This window comes from Neobacillus sp. NRS-1170, from assembly GCF_050468025.1.
On the sequence record NZ_JBITPF010000037.1, the window covers coordinates 38,433 to 58,428 of the forward strand.

Below are 19,996 nucleotides of genomic sequence, written 5' to 3' on the forward strand. Positions count from 1 at the left end.
AAAAGATAAGGCAGAACAAAAGCTGCATCCTTATGTTCTGCCCTTTAAAGAATGGGGTGGATTATTTATTGTTTTTGTTAAAGTTATCTAGACCTTTTTGGTATAGTTTCATAAGTTCTTTAAGTCCCATTTGGTCTAATTGTTTTACATAGCTATCCCATTCTTTTTCGATTCCGCCATCTTGCAGCCAGTGAGCTTGTTTCTGATTGACGAACTGAGTAATATCTGTCTGCAGCTGGTTGATTCGTTTGGTATCTTCTTCGTTAAAGAAGACTTGAGGATAGTTTTCTTTTTCTTCAAACGGACGATAATATTTGTCTAGAATTTGCAAGCGTTCCTTTGCACGAGGTTCCATGTCGACCACTTTTCCGAAGTCTTCTTTTAATACAACGAATGGTCCGCCAGGCGCAACTTTTTGACGGAATTCACCCATCGCAACTCCAGCTGGCAATTCTTTATTCACAAGCATTCCATTCGCATCTTCTTTATAAATTTCACCGATTGGACCCCAGTCAACCTGTGCAGATTCTTTTGGATCGTACAATTGGTCTGCCCATCTAGCTGTAATCTCAGGATTCTGATTGGCCTTTGTGATTACGAAGGCATCCCGGCTGTGTTCAGAGTAATTAGAACGCCCAACAATTGGAGTTCCTTTTGGACCTTTAAGTGGCTGCAAAATCTCATAATCGTCTTGACGTTCTGTTCCAACTAACTCAGTGTCTTCCCACCAAATGAACGAACCGAGGGTTTCGTCAGTTGTTTTACCTTTGGAGAATAACTTCGCTTGGTCTTGAGTCGTTGCTTCAGGATCAATGATTCCTTCTTTCACCCACTTATGGTAATAAGCAATGGCCTCTTTATATTCCGGCTGAGCGGCACTGAAGATTACTTTACCATCGCGGACAATACGGTGGTCGTTATTATCAGGAACACCAAAGGCAGCAATCATATCACCGAAGTTTCCACACCAGCCATTAAATAGGTAGGTTAATCCGACTTCATCTTTTTTGCCGTTTCCGTTTGCGTCTTTATCTTGGAACGCTTTTAGGACGTCGTGGTATTCTTCAAGGGTAGTTGGCATTTTTAAACCTAACTTATCAAGCCATGCTTTGTTTATGTACATGGTATTTGGAAGTCCGATAAGGTCCATTTCTTCTGCTCTTGGAAGTGAATAGATGTGCCCGTCGGGAGCGGTAATGATACTCTTTAGAGCCGGTCTTTCTTCCAGTCTTTTCTTTAAATTAGGCATATATTTATCTATTAATTTATCGAGAGGAATGATGGTGCCATCTTTTGCATATTTTACGATATCCAAATCCGTAAATCCGGAATTATAAAACGCATCTGGTAGATCCTCGCTTGACAGCAAAAGGTTTTTCTTTTCTTGATAACCATCAGTCGGAATGTTATTCCACGTAATTTGAACATTGGTCTTTTTCTGCAATTCTTTAAACAGAGTCATGTCTTTAAAATTTGGAGCTAAAGGAGATTTTGGTGATACAAAATTCAAGGTAACTGTTTTGTCTACAATCGGCAAACCAGTTTCATTCATCTTAGCCTTAACTTTCTTTTCGCTTGCACTGCCGCTTGAACTATTTGAACAACCTGCGAGAATGGTAGATAAACCAATGGATAAAACAAGTGAATTCGTTAACCATGACTTTTTCATGTCTATTTCTCCTCTTATGATCATTTTATTTTTAAAGCATTTTATTTTTTAATAAGTGGTTGAGGCTTTAGCAGCTCGATACCACCTCCTTACATGCGTCGATTTAATAATCATCCTTTTACTCCGCCAATTAAAACGCCTTTTACAAAATACTTCTGAACAAAAGGATAAACAATTAACAATGGAAGGGCCCCTACAATAATAATTCCATATTTAATAATCTCTCCCACTTGCTGCTGTGCTGCAAGATTGTCGAGATCGCTAAGCATTTTGACACTCAACTGATTTTGTGTCAGGATATTTCTCAAAATCAATTGCAAAGGATAGAGACTCTCATCATTTAAATAAATGAGAGCATCGAAGTACGAGTTCCATTGTCCAACCGCGTAAAACAAGACCATGACTGCAATGATTGGTTTGGAAAGCGGCAGAACCACTTTCAAGAAAAATTTGGTGTTCGAGCAGCCATCAATTTTTCCTGCCTCAAGAAGTTCATTAGGAATATTCTCTTCAAAGAAACTTCTTGCCACGATAAGATTCCAGACAGCCACCGCTTTGGGAAGAATCATTGCCCAGATCGTATTAAGCATCCCTAATTGTTTCACCACTAAATAAGTAGGGATTAATCCTCCATTAAAAAACATCGTGAAGAGAATCATCATCATAAAAAAGGTTCTTCCGTAAAAGTCTTTGCGTGAGAGCGCATAGGCTGCCATTAGTGTCAGTGAAACCTGTACAACAGTTCCGATAAAAGTGTAAACGACTGTGTTTTTATATCCGATCCATATTTTCGGGTCACTAAAAATCCGTTTGTAGCCTTCAAAGGTGATATCTTTTGGAAAAAACCAAACTTCTCCGTTATAAACCATATCCGGGTTGCTGATAGAAGCAATGACGACGAAATATAATGGATATAAGACCGCCAAGCAAATCAGCGTTAAAAAAATGGTATTGACCACATCGAATATTTTATCTTCTTTTGATTTGATGGTTTTCGCTGTTTGTACCAATTTTAATGCCTCCTCACCATAACCCTGAGCCAGAAAATTTCTTGGCTGTTTTGTTGACTATAAAGAGCAAAATCAAGTTGACCACACTGTTAAATAAACCGACAGCGGCTCCAAAGCTGTATTCGGCCTGCTGCAATCCGACTTTATAGACATAAGTCGGGATAATCTCGGCAGCCGGTTGATTAAGAGGCGTCTGCATAAGGTAAGCCTTTTCAAAACCAAGATTCATTAAATTCCCAACTGACAAAATGAGCAGGATAATCGCTGTTGGCATTATCGCCGGAATATCTACATGTAAAATTCTCTGCCATTTATTGGCGCCGTCCATTGTTGCAGCTTCATGAATTTCCGGGCTGACCCCCGCAAGCGCCGCAAGATAGACGATACAAGCCCAACCTGTCTCCTGCCAAACGCCTGAACCGATATAGAGAGGTTTAAACCAACTCGGTTCAGACATAAAGGTGATGGCTTTTCCGCCAAAAAGTGTAACAACACTGTTAATTAGTCCTTTGTCTGAGAAAAAGACAAAGACCATTCCAGCGAGAACCACTATGGAAATAAAATGTGGAGCATAAATAACCGTTTGTACAAATCGCTTATATTTCTCATGTATCATCTGATTTAGCAGAAGCGCAATAATGATTGGCATTGGAAATCCTATGATCAGTTGAAAAATACTCAAACCTAGTGAATTCTTGATTAAATCCCAAAATTGATAGGAATCAAAAAAACGTGTGAAGTTTTCGAACCCTACCCACGGGCTGCCTAAAATTCCAAGTGATGGGGTAAAATCTTTAAAGGCAATTAATACACCGTACATGGGTACGTATTGAAAAACAATAAAGTAGATGATAGCAGGCAATAAAAAGAGATAAAGCTCATAGCTTTCAAAAATCCTTTTGACTCTGCTTTTCTTGTTTACACCCTTCATTTCGACGGTAGATGCTTTTAAAGAATTAGTGGAAGCTTTTAAGGTTAATTTCATCATGTCTCCCTCACCTTTTTAATATCATTTCAACTCTTCTAGTATGTTCAAAATTAAAATAAGCATCTTTTACTTAGAGCCCTAACAACTTGGAAATAGTCTCAATTCTATTGAATGAAACGTTTCCAATTATAGCTAAAAAATTTTCTTAGTTGTTTTGGATTAGATTCAACCTCACTCTATGCGTTGAAACGTTTCCAACGATAGCTAAAAAAATAACTAAATGGTTTCGCCCTCTCTATATTTAACGGGAATTCGATAAATCTCTTGCTCTAGTTCTTCTCCTTCAATTTTTCGTAATAGAAGGTTGACCGACATTCTGGCCATTTCTTCAACTGGCTGCCGAATGGTAGAAAGAATCGGATGAAACAAATCATTGTCTTGAATTCCGTCATAGCCAATGACTTTTACATCTTTTGGAGTATTAAGACCGCGTTCTTTTGCTTTTTTAATGTATTTAGCAGCTAGAATATCCGTATTGGCAAATATGCCGTCTGCGTCGCCATGTTTTTGAAAGAACTGTTCAAAAAAAACATCATCGTCGTAAACATCGCCGTTTTCTTCAAATGTGACATACTCGATTCCATGAAGTTTGGCTTCGTCTACAAATCCCTTTTTTCTCAGGATGACTTCGCTATAAGCAAAACTCGTTATTCCAAGATAAGCGGCTTTTTTTACACCTGCTTTTGCAAGTTGTCTTGCAGCAATCCGTCCGCCTTCGTAGTTATCGGAGGTCACACAGGTAATTTTTGATCCAAAATGGCGATCAATACTAATGATGGGGATGTCGGTATTCACATTTTCTTCGATGTCATTGTACGTGATTCCGATAATACCGGCCACTTTGTTCTGATAGAGCATGTCAAGATAATAGACTTCTTTATCTGGTCTTCCCCCGCTATTGCAGAGCATGAGTTTATACCCTTCCTGGTCGAGTTGATCTTCGATGTAATAGGCCATTTCTGAGAAGAACGGATGCCATATACTAGGAAGCAAAAGGGCGACCATTTTCGATTTTTGCATTTTAAAATTTCTTGCCACTTCGTTAGGTATGTAGTTTAATTGTTTGATCGCATCATTCACTTTCTTGATCGATTCGGGTGTAACATTTGCATGGTTGTTAATGACTCTTGAGACAGTGCCAACTCCCACACCTGCTAAATTGGCAACATCTTTAATACTTGGCACCACAACTACCTCCGATTCCTTGGAAACGTTTCAATGATTTTATGAACTAATCTTATCACTGCTTTGGAAACGTTTCAACAACTTTTTTCAGAAAATATTAAAAAGTTGCCACAGGGACGGTTCTCATGGTTTTTATGAGGTTAGTGTCAGCCACAACCGTCCCCCCGGCCAAACGGACAACCAAATAAAAAAACAGCTGCACAAAACACTGGATCACTAAATAGACGCTAAACGAATAAGAGGCACTCCCATAAAACGAGCTCCTTCGACGAATTTCCATTTGTTCTATATTAACCAATCGTTTGATTAGATAGAGTGTAAACCTTGCTATAGAGGGATATTATCTGCGCTGGTACAAAAATGATTGTCGATACTATCATCAGAAAAAAGAACAATATTCCCCAGAAAATGATTCTATTCTTTTCAGCATTCAAGTTTCTCCCTCCTTTCCTATTTTCTAACTCTACTTAAACGTTTTATTAAAAACTCTTCGGTGCTCCACAATTCTGGATTTATTGCACTAAACCCCAAAAAAGAATGTCGAATTAAAGCGATGCCTATCCCTTTAAATGATGCACAGTACGATTTATGATTAGATTAGTTAATAAAGATAATGGGGTGAAGGTATGAAATTGATTGGTCTTATTGGAGGTATGAGCTGGGAATCCTCGGTTGAATATTATCGGATTATCAACGAGGAGGTGAAAAGCAGATTAGGAGGGCTGCATTCTGCAAAGTGTCTGATGTATAGCGTAGATTTTGCCGAAATTGAACGCTGTCAGTCTGGGGGTAACTGGCAAAGAGCTGGAGATATCTTAGCCGCAGCTGCAGTATCTTTAGAAAAAGCGGGTGCTGACTTTATCGTTATTTGCACGAATACGATGCACAAAGTAGTCGATGCCATCCAAGAAAAGATCACCATCCCTATTCTACATATTGCCGATGCAACAGCCGTTCAAATTAAAAAGAGTGGTATTAGTACGGTTGGCCTGCTCGGAACAAAGTATACAATGGAACAAGACTTTTACAAATCACGGTTAGAAGCAAATGGGATAAATGTGATTGTCCCTAACTATCACGAACGGGAAATGGTAAATAACATTATCTTTAATGAGTTATGTTTAGGGAAAGTTCTAGATTCATCCAGAACGGATTATAAAAAAGTAATAAACTCTTTAACGGAAAACGGCGCGTCTGGAATGATCCTAGGGTGTACAGAAATTGGTTTATTGATAAAACAAGAGGATACCAAGGTTCCGTTATTTGATACAGCATCGATTCATGCAATTGCCGCGGTGAATAAAGCACTGGAACTATGAATTCCTCCATATAAAAAAGGATGTGCCTTAACAAGTATCAGACACTTGTTAAAGGACATCCTTGCTGTTTATTTATGAATCATTAACTTTATAAAGCGGAAATTATCGAAAGAAATGCCACAAGAACCGTCCCCATGGCCCACCCATGGCCTCAAATCAACTTAATCCTCATAAATTTCACATCAGTCATTTCCGCAATCGCAGATGCAACTCCTTCCCGGCCAATGCCGCTCATCTTTACCCCGCCATACGGATAATTGTCCTGCCTGACCGTCGAGATTTCATTGATCCATACCCCACCGGTTTCTAGAGCTTCAAAGAATCGAAAAGCCCGATTGATATCAGAGGTAAATACGCCGAACCTCGTACCCAGCACGACCGTTTCCCTTGTATTCTTTACCGTTAATGAGCGTTCCAATGTTCACTAAGTTATCCACTCCCTAATGCTCCACTTTTTGAAGAAATTCCCGGGTTCGGTTATGTTTCGGATTATGGAAAAACTCTTTTGGAGGCCCTTCCTCCACGATGACTCCCCCGTCCATAAAAATAACCCGATCACCAACCTCTTCGGCAAATTTCATTTCATGTGTGACCAGTACCATCGTCATTCCTTCGTTAGCTAATTCACGAATAACATTTAAAACCTCGCCAATAAGCTCAGGATCGAGTGCAGAGGTTGCCTCGTCAAACAGCATAGCTTTCGGTTCCATTGCAAGTGCTCTTGCAATCGCAACACGCTGCTGCTGCCCGCCTGATAATTGACTCGGATAATGATTCATCCGATCTGCTAATCCTACTTTGCGCAGATATTTTTCAGCTGTTTCTCGTGCCGCTTCTTTAGACTTTTTTCGTATTTTGATTTGAGCCGCCATCACATTTTCGAGTGCTGTCATGGTTGGGAATAAGTTAAATCGTTGAAACACCATCCCGACTTCAGTTCGAAGGGAGGCAACATGTTTCTCATCAAATTTTCCGCCAGGTTTGATAAAATAATCACCATGCACCTTTACAGTCCCGCTTGTTGGGATTTCCAAAAAATTAAGACAGCGAAGAAAGGTGGATTTTCCTGATCCCGATGGACCGATGATAACAAGCTTTTCCCCCTGTCTGATTTCCACATCAATTCCTTTTAAAATTTCATTGGAGCCAAAAGATTTTCGCAGCTGGTTCACTTCAATGATTGCATTAGACATGACGACGTAATCTCCTCTCCATCAATCTTACTATTTGAGCCATTGGCAGGCTTAAAATTAAATAGGCTATTGCTAAAAGTGTGTAGGATTCAATGGTTAAGAATGTTTGAGAGGCATAAGTTTGCGTTCTTAGCAATAGTTCACTCACCGTAATAAAGGCAAGAAGTGAGGTATCCTTCACCATCATGATGATGTAGTTGCCGAAGGTCGGTAACGCAATTCGGCTGGCCTGTGGAATAATGATGGACCACATTGCCTGCTTGTTCGTATAGCCGAGGGCCAAAGCCGCTTCTGTTTGTCCGCGGTCAATGGCGGTAATAGCCGAGCGGATGACTTCCGATAAATATGCCCCATAATTCACACCCAAGGCAAGGGTTCCGGCAATGAACGCATTAAAATTCAGTTGATATCCAGGATTCCAAAATTGAACCACCAAAGAGATAAGCAATGGAACGACATAGTACATATACACGACCTGAACCAGCAGAGGAGTTCCTCGAATAACTTCAAGAAAGATTACCAATAATCGATTCAGCCATTTAAGCTTCGATAATCGCCCTAAAGCAATCAGCGTGCCTAGTACCAACGCCAGGATAAAACCGCATATAGTAGCTCCAAGAACAGTCCCCATCGCACGTATCAATTCTGGATACAAATCTTTAAAGGCTGTCTCAAAATCTAAACTTTTTAAGATGTCCATATGTATCCCCCTTTTTAAAAAAGATAGGAGAGCCTTAGGAAAGAGCTCTCCATGAAAAACTGCTTACTTTCCAGCAGGCACGAAGTTATCTTCGTTTAATCCATACTTTTTCAAAACTTTAAGGACAAACCCTTCTTCCTTAAGCTTATCTAATTCTTTATTCACGGCTTCCAACAGATCTTTATCAGACTTGCGGACAGCTGCTCCAATGTTTCCAGCTGCTTCGGCTTTATAAGGGGAAACCAATTTTAAATTCAACGTTTTATCATTAGTGATACTGTAGCCTGCCACTGCACTATCTGTGATAATCGCATCCACCTTTTTCGTATTGACAGCAAGAAGCAATTCCGATTGTGAATTAAACACCTTCACTTCTTTGACTTTTCCTTCTTTTTGAAGCTTTTGAGCAAACTCAAGGAATGCCGTTCCTTTTTGTCCCCCAACAACCTTATCTTTTAGATCATCCAACCCTTTGATAGGAGAATCCTTTAAGACGACCAGCGCTTCCCCTTCTGTGTACCAGATGTTCGTAAAATTGGCGATTTTTTGACGTTCAGGCTTGACGTACATCGCGTCTGCAACGATATCAACCCCTTTGTTGTTAAGCTCGAGCAGCAGGTTTTCAAACTTAACTTCTTTCATCTCTACTTTCGCAATGCCCAAGCGTTTCGCGATTTCTGTCATAATTTCAGCATCAATACCTTCAAATTTCTTTGTATCCTTATTGATATAAGCAAATGGAACATCGTTCGATGATGCGACAACTAGCACACCCTTTTCTTTTGCTTTTTCTAATGTACTTGTGGCAGATTTGCTGTCACCTTTTGAATCACTGGCATTTCCGTTTGTCGTCTTTTCACCGCCGCAGCCGGCTAATAGAATAAGAGAAAGGAGAGTGAGCAAAAACATTTTCGTGAATTTTTTCATCATAGTTCCCCCATAAAATTTATATTTTTATTCAATATCCAGTTTTCCGCTCCATCTGATATTGGCTGAGCGAAGATGACCAATCAGCCCTTCTTGGCCTGATTGCCGAACACAATGAGGTGCAAGCACTTCTACACCTTCTTGTTTGATAGATTGATAGGTTACTACTTTTAAAAACGTCCCCACCCATACACCGCCTGTATATTTTGCAGCCGCACGAGTAGGTAGGATATGATTCGTTCCACACACTTTGTCTGCATAGACAACAGAGGAAAGTCCTCCTAAAAATAGAGATCCATAATTGATAAATTGATCTTTAATCTCATACGCATTTGTCGTTTGGACATGAAGATGTTCTGGTGCCCAATCATTCACAATCGAGATGGCTTCCTCTAAGCTATCCGCAAGGAATACTTGTCCCCATCGATCCCATGAGGCACGGGCGACTTCGGCAGTCGGCAAGGTTTTAAGCTGTTCTTCGATTTCGCGAAGAACGGCCATTCCTAGATTTCGATCGGTGGTCACTAAGGCAACCCGAGCATTAACATCGTGTTCCGCTTGGGCGAGCAAATCGGAAGCGACATATACCGGATTGGCAAATTGATCGGCAACAACTAGCACTTCACTGGGGCCAGCTAACAAATCAATACCGACCTGACCATGAACCTGGCGTTTTGCTTCGGTTACAAACACATTGCCCGGACCCGTTATTTTATGAACCGGACCAATCGATTCCGTTCCATAGGCAAGAGCAGCAATCGCTTGAGCTCCTCCAACACGGTAGATTTCATCCGCTCCAGATAAGTGGGCCGCAGCAAGTACTGCCGGATGTACTTCTCCCGTTTTGGTTGGCGGAGTACATACTTTCACGTTTGATACGCCCGCGACTTTGGCGGGGATGATTGCCATCTGTGCCGAAGATAACAGCGGATATCGTCCTCCAGGAACATAGGCCCCAACGGTTTCGATTGGAATGACCCGTTGTCCCAAATAAACTCCCGGAATCATTTCTTGCTCAAATTCTGTGAGTGTTCGGCGCTGTGCCTCAGCAAAGGCTTTTATCCGCTCTACCGAAAATTGAATGTCCTCAATCAATGTCCGCGGTAATAGGGATAAGGCTTCCTGGATATCCTTTTCTTGGACGTGCAGTTCCTCGATATCCACCCCGTCGAACTGTCTCAGATAGGCTTTTAGGGCGGCATCCCCTTCTTGACGAACCCGTTGAATAATAGAAGAAACTGCTTCTTCCACCTGAATTTTTCCGCCGCCCTGCAGCTGCTCCTGTTTTAATATTTCCATGAACTGTTCTCCCTTCTAAAAATTTACTTGTTGAACATCGCCGATTTGCGGATAGTGGGCTTGCCAGCTCTTAAACCGGTCCCAAAACCTGTCCCAGGCACGGCCGTTTTCATGAAAATAGACGACATATTGTATCCTCCTAAACGTGTACAATAATTGTATACAATTAACCCTATTAAAAAATTACTAGGGAGTGTACCGAGTAATGATTTGTTCAATGGTTAATGCGTGATTTAGTTTTTTCGTGAAGTCAATATCGCCTATGATGTGTGGTATGTGATCGTTAGCAAGCTGTTTGGCATGGTTGGCGTCTCGTTGGTGGATGGCATTATACAAGGCTCGATGCTCATGATGAGAATGGGTGGTATTAGATTCTGTAACATCATAGAATGTGAGGATGATATGCGTAAGGGATAGTATCTCGCGCAAGCATTGGATTAGGTAGGTATTCTGACTCGCCTCAATCACTGTCATATGAAAAGACTGAATGGCCTGTAATGCATGATGTGGTTGATTTTGGTCGTAAAATTGTTCCTCTTCCTTAATAAAAAAGTTCATCTTTTCTAGATCGGAAGGACTTGCTTTAAGCGCCGCTAAATAAGCGGCTTCAGGCTCCAATAACTGCCGAACAAAGAAGATTTGTTCAGCTTCTTCAGGTGTTGGACAATAAACAAAAGCTCCCCGATTGGGAATAAAACGAACCAATGATTCATACTTTAGCCGTGAAAGAACGGATCGAATAGGGGTTCGACTCACTCCAAATGCTTCGGCAAGCGATGACTCTACTAATTGCGTGCCCGGAGGAAGCTCCGCATTAAAAATGGCGCTTCGCAAGATTAGATAAATCTGCTGTTCCCCCATTTTTGAGTGTGACAAACAAGCCACCTCCTCTATTACTATATAATGGTAGTGTAAGGACATTTTTTAGAATAGTCAATATTTTTTTAATATTATAATAATTTTCAATTTCTCAAGGACGGTTCTCATGGTCTTTCTGTGCTAAAATGATACTGAGGTGTATTTTATATGAAAGTATTTGAAACTGAAAGATTAATCCTTCGATGGTTAACACCTGATGATGATGCCTTTATCCTGGAACTTTTGAATGATCCTTCTTGGATCCGTTTCATAGGAGATAGAGGTATAAGAACGCTAGCGGATGCTAGAAACTATATTTTAACAGGACCAATGGACATGTACACTAGAAAAGGATTTGGTCTTTACTTAACTGAGTTAAAAGACGGAGGAATTCCGATTGGCATTTGCGGATTGATTAAAAGGGATTCTTTAGAAGATGTTGATATTGGCTTTGCATTTTTATCGAGATTTCAATCCAAAGGTTATGGATACGAGGCAGCCTCTGCTACATTGGAATATGGCATTGAAAAGTTGGGACTCAATAGAATTGTTGCAATCACTGATAAGGATAATGACCATTCCTCCAATCTACTAAAGAAAATTGGAATGAATTTTGAGAGGTTGGTTATCCTTTCTCCAGACACTGAAGAACTTAAACTGTTTGCTTTTGAAAAGAAGCAATAAGGATGCCTCCACTGGGACGGTTCTCTTGGTCACCCAAATGAATTTACAGTATAATAAAAGAGAAGTGCTGTAAACTTCTCTCTTCATCCCTACCTCCAAGTAGGGTAATATTCATTTATATTTCTCTGAGGCCATCCTGTTGCTTGCCACAGCTAGGATGGTTTTCTATTTTTATTGAAGGATTTTAACCCATTTCCCATACTACTGGCCAACTGGGATACGTATGTTCAAAGCATCCAGGAAAAACAGTGTTTATGGAAAAATATTAAGATGGTATCTTTTGATAATAGCAGCGACGAGGTAGATACCGAAAAACTCTTTCAAACGCTGGATTTTAAAAACGGTATCGCTATTTAATGATTCTCGTGGACGGATCATGAGGAAAATCGGGGAGAAATTTTAATGAAACTTGTCCTCATAGTATTTCTGTCCATAAAATGCAGTTTTTTAGACACTTTTTGCTCCATCTCTAGAATTTTGTCTATAAAAACCAAAAAGGCACAACTAGCTATTATTCACTAGTTGTGCCTTTTCCAATATGATCGTTTATGCAGCTTGTTTTTCGAGGTGGTCTTTGACTTTATGACCTTCCCATTTTGTGATAACAATAGCAGCTAGTGAGTTACCAACAATGTTTACACATGTACGGGCCATGTCTAGCAGCCTGTCAACTCCTAAAATAAACGCCAAGCCCTCGACTGGAACACCGACACTTCCTAAGGTTGAAAGCAGGACGACAATTGAAACGCCAGGGACACCTGCAATCCCTTTTGAGGTAATCATTAAAATAAGAACTAATGTAATCTGCTGTCCTATGCTCATATGAATGCCATACATTTGCGCGATGAACAGTGCTGCAATCGCCTGATACAAGGTTGAACCATCGAGATTAAAGGAATAGCCAGTCGGAATCACGAATGAAGTAATCCCTTTCGGACAGCCGATTCGCTCCATTTTTTCCATAATTTTCGGAAGGACGGTTTCCGAACTTGCTGTGGAATACCCTAAAATTAATTCGTCTTTCAGGTAAGCTAATAGTTTAAAAATATTATAGCCGACTATTTTCGCAACAATGCCAAGGACCACAATAACAAAGAATATCATTGCACCATAAACGGTAATAACCAATTTTCCTAGCGGTATTAATGATTCCAACCCAAATTTCGAAACCGTAACCCCAATTAAGGCAAAAACCCCAAATGGAGCAATCTTCATAATCTGATTGGTTACATAGAACATCGCATCAGCTGTACCCCTAAAAAACGCGATAATCGGCTTGCCTTTTTCACCGATTGCCGCAACGCCAATTCCAAACATTACGGAGAAGAAAATAATGGCCAACATATCCCCATTTGCGAACGCCTGCACTACATTAGTCGGTACGATATTCACAAGTGTATCAATATGGGAGTGTGACTCCGTTGCTTTTTCAGTCGTTACATAGGAGCTGATGTCCGATTTAACGAGTTGTGAGCGGTCCACGCCTGAACCCGGATGGAAAACATTGGCGATTAATAACCCAACAACAATTGCGATCGTTGTAATAATTTCAAAATAAAGGAGCGTTTTTCCGCCGAGCTTCCCTAACGATTTCATATCGCCCGTACCGGCCACACCGACAACAAGGCATGAAATAACAATTGGCACGACAATCATTTTAATTAATCGTAAAAAGATGGTTCCAATCGGCTGTAAAAATTGCTCAACCTGCGGATTTCCGTAAAAAATGGCACCCACAATGATCCCAAGAATTAAACCGATAAAAATTTGCCATGCTAAACTAACTTTTTTCACTCGCTTCTCTCCCATCGATAAGTTTTTTGATAATATTATAGTAGAATATAGTCTGTAATCGTTTTCAACATTTACATCATACCTGTAGTACTACGATAAACTACAAAAAACTACAAAAAGGATTAAAAATATTTTTACAATTTATAAAATTTTTTTTACGATAGAAAGGGAGTGATTGTATTCGCGATAAATTATTAGCTTATTTATTTATGATTATTGCTGTGCCCATTACTGGGGAATTAAAGTTTTACCCCTTAAGCGGTGCTGATTTACGATTCAGCATGAGTACAACTGTATTCTTCTTCATTTTGTTATGGTCACGAAAAATCCATCCTGTTTTAGCCGGTTTGTTAACGGGAAGTGCCGTTGTTTGTTTTCGGATTATTCTGGACAAGATTCAGGTTGGCTCATTCGATTTCCCTATCCATTTTCCTGTGTTTTTTTATTACATGGTCTTCGGCATGTTTTTCCATATTTTCAAGGTAAAGAAATTGTATCATCAGCCGCTTCTCATTGGTCTGCTCGGCATGGTGCTCGAAATCATGGGGAATGTTACCGAAATGACCATTCGTCATTTTACAACCGATATGAAAATGACAACCTCGAGCTTTTTGATTATTATAGGGGTAGCGATCATCCGCAGCTTCTTTGTCCTCGGTTTTTTTAATACCATCTTAGTGCGAGAAACAAGGTTGGCTGAAGAGCAGCAAAAAAAACGGACCGAAGAGGTTTTATTATTAGTCTCTAATTTATATATAGAAATGTTTCAACTGGAAAAATCAGCGAAAGATGCGGAGAAGTTAACCAGCGCCTGCTATGTCATTTATCGTGATTTAAAAGCTCTAAACAATCAGAATCAAGCGCAAGCGATGCTGAAAATCGCCGGGGAATTACACGAGATTAAAAAAGATAATCAACGTATATATGCCGGTTTGTCCAAATTAATGGCCAAAGAAAAATTAGATGATTTTATGAACATTCAGGAAATCATTTCTGTTGCAACCATCTCGAATAAAAATTATAGTGAGCTGCTCGGGAAAACGATTGATTTCCCGGTAAGAATTTCTGGTGAACATCCGGAGTACCGCACTTTTATCCTCCTTTCCCTAATCAATAATCTTGTCGCCAATGCTGTGGAAGCCATCGATCAGGAGGGGCAGATTGGGGTAACGGTTGAAAAGGTTCAAGACCTAGTCAAAATAACGATAAAGGATAATGGAACCGGGATTTCTAACAAAAACAAAGTGTATATTTTTGAACCAGGCTTTACAACGAAATTTGACCAAGCTGGAATCGCTTCTAATGGAATTGGTTTATCCTACACAAAAAATGTCATTGAAGATCTTGATGGCAAAATTAACCTGATTGAGTCTTCAAAAGAAAAAGGAACCACCTTTGAAATTCAGCTTCCGGTTGTGAATTTAATGAAAAAGGGGTGATTTACGGTGAAATTTTTTATTGTCGATGATACCCCCACTATCAGAGGGATGTTATCCAATATTATTGAAGAAGAGGGATTGGGTTCGGTGGTGGGGGAAGCAGCCGACGGGTCTGAAGTAGATGCCCATACCCTCGATATACAGGAAGTTGATATTCTAATGATTGACCTGCTCATGCCCATCAGGGACGGGATTGAGACAGTCAGAGATATTGCTCCCAGCTTTCGGGGAAAAATCATCATGATCTCCCAAGTCGAAACGAAGGATATGATTAGCGAAGCGTATTCCCTGGGTGTCGAGCATTATATCACAAAGCCGATTAACCGGCTTGAGGTGGTAAGTATCATTAAGAAAGTAAGTGACTATCTGTTACTGGAAAAATCACTTCATAACATTCAAAAGTCATTAAGCTTTTTAACTACGCATAATACAAAAAACCGGCTGTTTGAGAACACGCCCCCAAGTAAACAGTCTTTGTTTCCGTCCTCTGCCAAAAGCATCCTGCTTGAACTTGGGATTGTTGGCAAAAACGGTGAAAAGGATTTGTTGGATCTTCTAGAAATTTTACATCAATGGGACATGGAGGGAAATCGGGAGCTCCCGCCTTTGAAGGATCTGTATGAACAGGCGGCTAAAAAGCGGCTTGGTTCGTCCGTCTCTCCGGAGGAAATAAGAAAAGAAGCAAAGGCTGTGGAACAACGGATCCGCCGCCTGCTCCAACAGGTGCTCGAACATCTTGCTTCACTGGGATTAACCGATTATGCCAACCCAACATTTGAATACTACTCATCCAAATTATTCGACTACACCCAAGTAAGAATGAAAATGCTCGAACTAGAAGGAAAAAACCACACCACAACTACACGAATCGATATCAAAAAATTCCTCTATGCTTTACAAATGGAGACAAAAGGCAGACTATCACATAGGTAGATTGCTTTCGTTCAAACAAGTTCCCTTTAGGGAACAACAAAAAAGGGCCAGGACGGCCCTTTTAAATATTTGCAGTAATAGTTTTTATGCACTATTTTTGTATTTTGGCTTTTTTGGATCATCATTCACATTAACTTTCTTCCACATCTTTCGATTGCGTATCTGGCATCTTAGGGAAAGAAATAACGGCCTTAAATAAATCTCCGTCAACGTGGATTGTAAATTTCCCCTTTTGAACTTCAATGAGGCTTTTCGCAATCGATAACCCAAGCCCGCTGCCTTGGCTGGATCTGGATTCATCGCCCCGCTTAAAACGTTCCATTAATTCGTCTGCTGAAATATTTAGCTCATAGGCGGAAATGTCCTTAAAGGAAAGCTGAATTTCACTACCTGCATCCTCGATATCGATATATACCCTAGAACCATTGAGCGCATATTTAAAGATTTTCGATAATAAATTTTCAATGCTCTCCCTCCATTTTTTTTTCACCGCTTATCCACAGTTCGTCATCGCGCATAATTTCCTATACAATTAAAAAATTCCGTGAGTACGCCGACGCCAACAATCGGAAAAATAAATCCAGACAAGAATTTGTGTTTTTCTGTTTTCCAATTTCACATTGAACTTACTAGTTGATAAGTTATCAAGCGCCCTTAACTTCTCTACATTTCCCATACTACCATCAGGATTCCCTGACACCCATCGGCGGTTCATTCGAGGTCATAGCTGAAGGCCCGCCACCTCATCCATCATTTGCCGCATGGAAGCTGCATACTCCGTGCCGAATTGGCGTTCGAATTCAACCTGGGCGCGATTCCATCCCGCTCTTCCCAGCTCGATACGCTTGAGCCCTTCGTCGGTGATCGACACGATTCTGGCTCGCCGATCGGCTTCACTCACTTGAATCGTGATAAGGCCGTCGCGCTCCAGCGGCCGAAGATTGTGCCCGATTGTGGCACGGTCCATGGTCATAAGTTCGGCGAGCTCCATCATCGTCTTCGGACCCCGGTGGTTGAGATGGCCCAAGATGGAGTACTGCGTAACGCGCACCCCCGACTCAGACAAGCAGGCGTCGTAGAAGCGCGTGATATGGCGCGCCGCGCGCCTTAACTTCGTACAGTTACAAAGTCCTGGGATATCATCGATTGTGGCCATTACATCTAATCCTCCCTAACGCTGCTAGATGGTTACCGGACACTTATTTTTGCCCGTAAGCTTTACGCTGCATCATTTATTTTCTCATTACTATTACACACACTGATCAAATAAAAATAGAGGCCTGTTCCAAAAACAGCTGTGATTATTCCCATGTCAATGAGAGAAGGCCTCCTGCCAGTTTTCTGGCTGATCGTGCCGCCAAGTATACATGTTATGATTAAAATTGCATTAATGATCACTAATACGATTGTAGCTGGTTTCCCCGGGATTTTCAAATGGGCTTTAAGATGACTTTCCAAATAGAACCAGTTTGTGCTGCGCAGTGTGTGCAAAACGAATACCTTTTACGAAAATTGGTAAAATACATATAGAGTAAGTTTTGTCAGGAGGGCCCAACTCTGAAATGGTTAAAGAAATGGCTGTTCAAGAAACCGATAATTCTAGATCCGACACATGAGTTTGATGATAACGGGTACGGCAACCTATCCTCCGACTTAGAACATAATGAGGCATTATTAAAAAACATATTCCAAAACTGTTCGGATATTGTATACCGTAAAATTGCTCGGGCCGGAAACATTTAATGGCTTGTAGTTTACCTGGAAAGCTTAGTTGACGAGGAGCTGTTTGATGACCATGTACTTAAACCGCTGATAGCCAAAGGTTCGGAACAAAATGTCAATCACGAGGAGTGATAGCGGAAGAAGATTGTGGTAAGACCTATCATTGGAAAAACATAAGTAAGCTTATTGAGAAGTTCTGCAGAATTCGTATAACCCCAAGCCGAACCTAGAATACATAAGAGTGTAACCGGTGTAACGACTCCCCGATATTCCCGAATTTCGAAAAGCTGGCTTATATGCAGACAAAGAATAAATAACAGCACCGGCACTTTGATAAATATTCCCATCATCCACATCGAGAAGGCAAGTGCCTCCAAGCGTTTGAAGGATCCCTTGATACCGATATATTGAATGACGCTTAAAAATGAAAACTGCAGTTTATCCGTTAACGGACCGAAAACCATAATCGTCAGCAAATCAATGATAAGAATAAGAATAACGATACTGAGCAGCGTGACCAGAGAAATCCTGCGCGCCTTCTCCGGTTGATTTAAAAACGGCAGGAGCCAGCCCCAAAAAAAGAATTGACTCATCCAAGCGGATGGGACATAGGCTCATTGCAATATAAAACCGATATGCGTACTTACTATTTGGCAAATCATTACAAACAAAAAGTAGAAGTAATAAAAACCTAAACATTTTCCGATCCATTTGTCGACAATTTTTGAACTTTATTGGGTAATCGTCAAACCCGGATAACGTTGTGCAAGTACCGTCATCACCCAAATACTTTTAATCCGGTTAAAGCAGCTGGAAACACCGACATTCAAGCATCTTGCTTGGCGAACGCCACCATTACTCCGGGATCGATAAGGATATGGCGGCACCCACAAAAGAAAAAAGTAATAAGCCAAGCTGGGTTCCTGTAATCCGCATATTTACCTCTAGTCATATTCATAAAGTTATTCTATTTTTCCCTAATCGTATCCTTTCATTCAAATTCGCGCCCTTTTAAACCGATTGGTTCATTAGGCTGTTCTTTCGGCTCTTGGAAATATCAAAAGGCCTAGCCGCTGTTATCGGCTAGACCCCTTCATTTTTGTATATGAAGGATTGCAGCCGACAATCCGGCGTGTTTCATTCCCCGGGGTATGCCCCCTTAGTCGGCTCACCAAAAAGCAACCTGTCTTTATTTGAGGTTATTTGGTGGAACCAAGGGGGATCGAACCCTGAATTCGGAGTTCAACTGAACCTGAAGTTGCTGAAATCAATCGAGACTAGCAGCAGATCCTTGACTGGCTCGAGATTGGGTCCACGCAAATATGCGCGGCGTTTTGTCGGGAAACGAAGCCCTTCGATCTCAACGAAGTCGTAGACATAGTGAGCCGCTGGAAAACCACCTGAGACATCGACATGGTAATCGTGCCTGCGCAGCAGCAAGTCATCGCCAAAGTAGAAGTCTTCCTCCTTGCTATGACTGGCGACGTATTCGGGATAGCGCACACGCAAACCGTGCCAGAGCTCGTTGCCCTCTTGCCAGGGCGGGATTTCGCTGACCTCGAATCCTGGCATGACCATGAAAAAAGGTGTTGTCAGGTACATCCACATTGCGTACCCGTTGAAATATGCTCGATGAAGCGGGTCCCATGGTGTGTTCATCGTGTGGTTAGCAAACGATGTCCTGGGATCGTCTCGCTCACGTACGGTATCCCCAGAGAGGGTCTCAATCGCAATACGATCGGGCGTAAAGGCAGTACGCCAATCCGGTTGACCATAAGGAGTAACAGAAGCGAATACCGAATGGAGCGCGACTGTCATCTCACGAGGATTGGGATCTTGTACGAGTCCTTTCATTGCCCATAATCCGCCACCGGTGACGATCGTGGCAGTCAGTGAACTAAATTTTTTCCAACGGTCAATTCCGCCGTTCGCGTCTATGACTTTTGCTAATAGGTTGTTCATATGCCCCTCCTTAAGTGGTCGTAATTTATCAACACAGGTAGAAATAAGGTTGTATCGTTCCCTATTATGAGAAGGAGATGCGGGCATATTCATGCCCGCGGGAGCAGCTTTGTATTGTTTCGATTCAATTAGCTCCTTTTAATAATCCGAGTTTGGATAAAAATAGGACAATCGATCTTGCCTTGAAGCCTTACTTTAAGGAGACTGGAAAAGTGCAACGCACCTCCCAGCGGCCGTTTATGAATTGCGATTTGAACATTAGCATTGTCTTTATTGCGCGTTAAAATCGTAATCCCCCTAATATCGACGCCGGA

20 protein-coding genes are annotated in these 19,996 nt (G+C 41.1%); 4 read left to right on the top strand and 16 right to left on the bottom strand.

The features are described 5' to 3' along the window. Positions 1-61 precede the first annotated feature (61 nt). The 4 genes from ACIFOT_RS16665 to ACIFOT_RS16680 form a co-directional block, all read right to left on the bottom strand. A complete protein-coding gene (locus tag ACIFOT_RS16665; protein WP_430066456.1) occupies positions 62-1,669 on the bottom strand; it encodes an ABC transporter substrate-binding protein in 1,608 nt (535 codons plus the stop codon). Between the two features lie 110 nt (positions 1,670-1,779). Next, positions 1,780-2,679 carry a carbohydrate ABC transporter permease gene (locus ACIFOT_RS16670; RefSeq protein ID WP_430066457.1) on the bottom strand — a complete coding sequence of 300 codons (900 nt, stop codon included), beginning with the start codon at positions 2,677-2,679 and terminating at the stop codon, positions 1,780-1,782. A gap of 13 nt (positions 2,680-2,692) precedes the next feature. Beyond that, entirely contained in the window at positions 2,693-3,667 is a 975-nt protein-coding gene (locus ACIFOT_RS16675; RefSeq protein ID WP_430066458.1) for an ABC transporter permease, read from the bottom strand. A 216-nt stretch (positions 3,668-3,883) separates the two neighbouring features. Next, positions 3,884-4,852 (bottom strand): LacI family DNA-binding transcriptional regulator, encoded by a 969-nt coding sequence (locus tag ACIFOT_RS16680; RefSeq protein ID WP_430066459.1) that lies wholly within the window; start codon positions 4,850-4,852, stop codon positions 3,884-3,886. Positions 4,853-5,478: 626 nt separating this feature from the next. Here ACIFOT_RS16680 and ACIFOT_RS16685 point away from each other — a divergent pair. After that, on the top strand, positions 5,479-6,171 hold the full coding sequence (locus tag ACIFOT_RS16685) for an aspartate/glutamate racemase family protein (RefSeq protein ID WP_430066460.1): 693 nt from the start codon (positions 5,479-5,481) through the stop codon (positions 6,169-6,171). A 151-nt stretch (positions 6,172-6,322) separates the two neighbouring features. On the opposite strand, the gene ACIFOT_RS16690 is transcribed toward ACIFOT_RS16685, so the two are convergent. The 6 genes from ACIFOT_RS16690 to ACIFOT_RS16715 form a co-directional block, all read right to left on the bottom strand. Continuing rightward, complete coding sequence (locus ACIFOT_RS16690; protein WP_430066461.1) at positions 6,323-6,589, bottom strand: aldehyde dehydrogenase family protein; 267 nt, start codon at positions 6,587-6,589, stop codon at positions 6,323-6,325. Between the two features lie 22 nt (positions 6,590-6,611). Next, positions 6,612-7,352: an amino acid ABC transporter ATP-binding protein gene (locus ACIFOT_RS16695; protein WP_430066495.1), complete on the bottom strand. Its 741-nt coding sequence runs from the start codon at positions 7,350-7,352 to the stop codon at positions 6,612-6,614. 4 nt (positions 7,353-7,356) lie between these two features. Then, entirely contained in the window at positions 7,357-8,064 is a 708-nt protein-coding gene (locus ACIFOT_RS16700; protein WP_430066462.1) for an amino acid ABC transporter permease, read from the bottom strand. A gap of 63 nt (positions 8,065-8,127) precedes the next feature. Continuing rightward, on the bottom strand, positions 8,128-8,994 hold the full coding sequence (locus ACIFOT_RS16705; RefSeq protein WP_430066463.1) for an ABC transporter substrate-binding protein: 867 nt from the start codon (positions 8,992-8,994) through the stop codon (positions 8,128-8,130). A gap of 24 nt (positions 8,995-9,018) precedes the next feature. Continuing rightward, entirely contained in the window at positions 9,019-10,290 is a 1,272-nt protein-coding gene (hisD, locus tag ACIFOT_RS16710; protein WP_430066464.1) for a histidinol dehydrogenase, read from the bottom strand. A 186-nt stretch (positions 10,291-10,476) separates the two neighbouring features. Further along, entirely contained in the window at positions 10,477-11,166 is a 690-nt protein-coding gene (locus ACIFOT_RS16715) for a GntR family transcriptional regulator (protein ID WP_430066465.1), read from the bottom strand. Positions 11,167-11,316: 150 nt separating this feature from the next. Between ACIFOT_RS16715 and ACIFOT_RS16720 the strand changes: the two genes are divergently transcribed. Beyond that, positions 11,317-11,832 (top strand): GNAT family N-acetyltransferase, encoded by a 516-nt coding sequence (locus tag ACIFOT_RS16720; protein WP_430066466.1) that lies wholly within the window; start codon positions 11,317-11,319, stop codon positions 11,830-11,832. A 546-nt stretch (positions 11,833-12,378) separates the two neighbouring features. Here the strand turns inward: ACIFOT_RS16720 and ACIFOT_RS16725 are convergent. After that, the gene (locus ACIFOT_RS16725) at positions 12,379-13,626 is read right to left on the bottom strand and encodes a cation:dicarboxylate symporter family transporter (protein ID WP_430066467.1); all 1,248 of its coding nucleotides are present in this window, start codon (positions 13,624-13,626) and stop codon (positions 12,379-12,381) included. A gap of 209 nt (positions 13,627-13,835) precedes the next feature. Between ACIFOT_RS16725 and ACIFOT_RS16730 the strand changes: the two genes are divergently transcribed. Continuing rightward, on the top strand, positions 13,836-15,065 hold the full coding sequence (locus tag ACIFOT_RS16730) for a sensor histidine kinase (protein ID WP_430066468.1): 1,230 nt from the start codon (positions 13,836-13,838) through the stop codon (positions 15,063-15,065). Between the two features lie 6 nt (positions 15,066-15,071). Further along, on the top strand, positions 15,072-15,998 hold the full coding sequence (locus ACIFOT_RS16735; protein ID WP_430066469.1) for a response regulator: 927 nt from the start codon (positions 15,072-15,074) through the stop codon (positions 15,996-15,998). Positions 15,999-16,128: 130 nt separating this feature from the next. On the opposite strand, the gene ACIFOT_RS16740 is transcribed toward ACIFOT_RS16735, so the two are convergent. From ACIFOT_RS16740 to ACIFOT_RS16760, 5 genes are all read right to left on the bottom strand, one after another. Beyond that, positions 16,129-16,488, bottom strand: coding sequence for an ATP-binding protein (locus tag ACIFOT_RS16740; RefSeq protein ID WP_430066470.1), 360 nt, complete (start codon positions 16,486-16,488; stop codon positions 16,129-16,131). Between the two features lie 231 nt (positions 16,489-16,719). Then, positions 16,720-17,154 (bottom strand): MarR family winged helix-turn-helix transcriptional regulator, encoded by a 435-nt coding sequence (locus ACIFOT_RS16745; RefSeq protein ID WP_430066471.1) that lies wholly within the window; start codon positions 17,152-17,154, stop codon positions 16,720-16,722. A gap of 685 nt (positions 17,155-17,839) precedes the next feature. After that, the gene (locus ACIFOT_RS16750; RefSeq protein WP_430066472.1) at positions 17,840-18,313 is read right to left on the bottom strand and encodes a GerAB/ArcD/ProY family transporter; all 474 of its coding nucleotides are present in this window, start codon (positions 18,311-18,313) and stop codon (positions 17,840-17,842) included. A 138-nt stretch (positions 18,314-18,451) separates the two neighbouring features. After that, on the bottom strand, positions 18,452-18,634 hold the full coding sequence (locus tag ACIFOT_RS16755) for a hypothetical protein (RefSeq protein WP_430066473.1): 183 nt from the start codon (positions 18,632-18,634) through the stop codon (positions 18,452-18,454). A gap of 328 nt (positions 18,635-18,962) precedes the next feature. Next, complete coding sequence (locus ACIFOT_RS16760; protein WP_430066474.1) at positions 18,963-19,682, bottom strand: hypothetical protein; 720 nt, start codon at positions 19,680-19,682, stop codon at positions 18,963-18,965. Between the last annotated feature and the right edge of the window lie 314 nt (positions 19,683-19,996).

Bases quoted from the DNA above. Each gene is read 5' to 3' on its own strand.
- ACIFOT_RS16705 (WP_430066463.1), bottom strand. From the start codon at position 8,994: ATGATGAAAAAATTCACGAAAATGTTTTTGCTCACTCTCCTTTCTCTT.
- ACIFOT_RS16745 (WP_430066471.1), bottom strand. From the start codon at position 17,154: ATGGCCACAATCGATGATATCCCAGGACTTTGTAACTGTACGAAGTTA.
- ACIFOT_RS16760 (WP_430066474.1), bottom strand. From the start codon at position 19,682: ATGAACAACCTATTAGCAAAAGTCATAGACGCGAACGGCGGAATTGAC.
- hisD (WP_430066464.1), bottom strand. From the start codon at position 10,290: ATGGAAATATTAAAACAGGAGCAGCTGCAGGGCGGCGGAAAAATTCAG.
- ACIFOT_RS16665 (WP_430066456.1), bottom strand. From the start codon at position 1,669: ATGAAAAAGTCATGGTTAACGAATTCACTTGTTTTATCCATTGGTTTA.
- ACIFOT_RS16730 (WP_430066468.1), top strand. From the start codon at position 13,836: ATGATTATTGCTGTGCCCATTACTGGGGAATTAAAGTTTTACCCCTTA.
- ACIFOT_RS16675 (WP_430066458.1), bottom strand. From the start codon at position 3,667: ATGATGAAATTAACCTTAAAAGCTTCCACTAATTCTTTAAAAGCATCT.
- ACIFOT_RS16720 (WP_430066466.1), top strand. From the start codon at position 11,317: ATGAAAGTATTTGAAACTGAAAGATTAATCCTTCGATGGTTAACACCT.
- ACIFOT_RS16750 (WP_430066472.1), bottom strand. From the start codon at position 18,313: ATGAGTCAATTCTTTTTTTGGGGCTGGCTCCTGCCGTTTTTAAATCAA.
- ACIFOT_RS16700 (WP_430066462.1), bottom strand. From the start codon at position 8,064: ATGGACATCTTAAAAAGTTTAGATTTTGAGACAGCCTTTAAAGATTTG.
- ACIFOT_RS16685 (WP_430066460.1), top strand. From the start codon at position 5,479: ATGAAATTGATTGGTCTTATTGGAGGTATGAGCTGGGAATCCTCGGTT.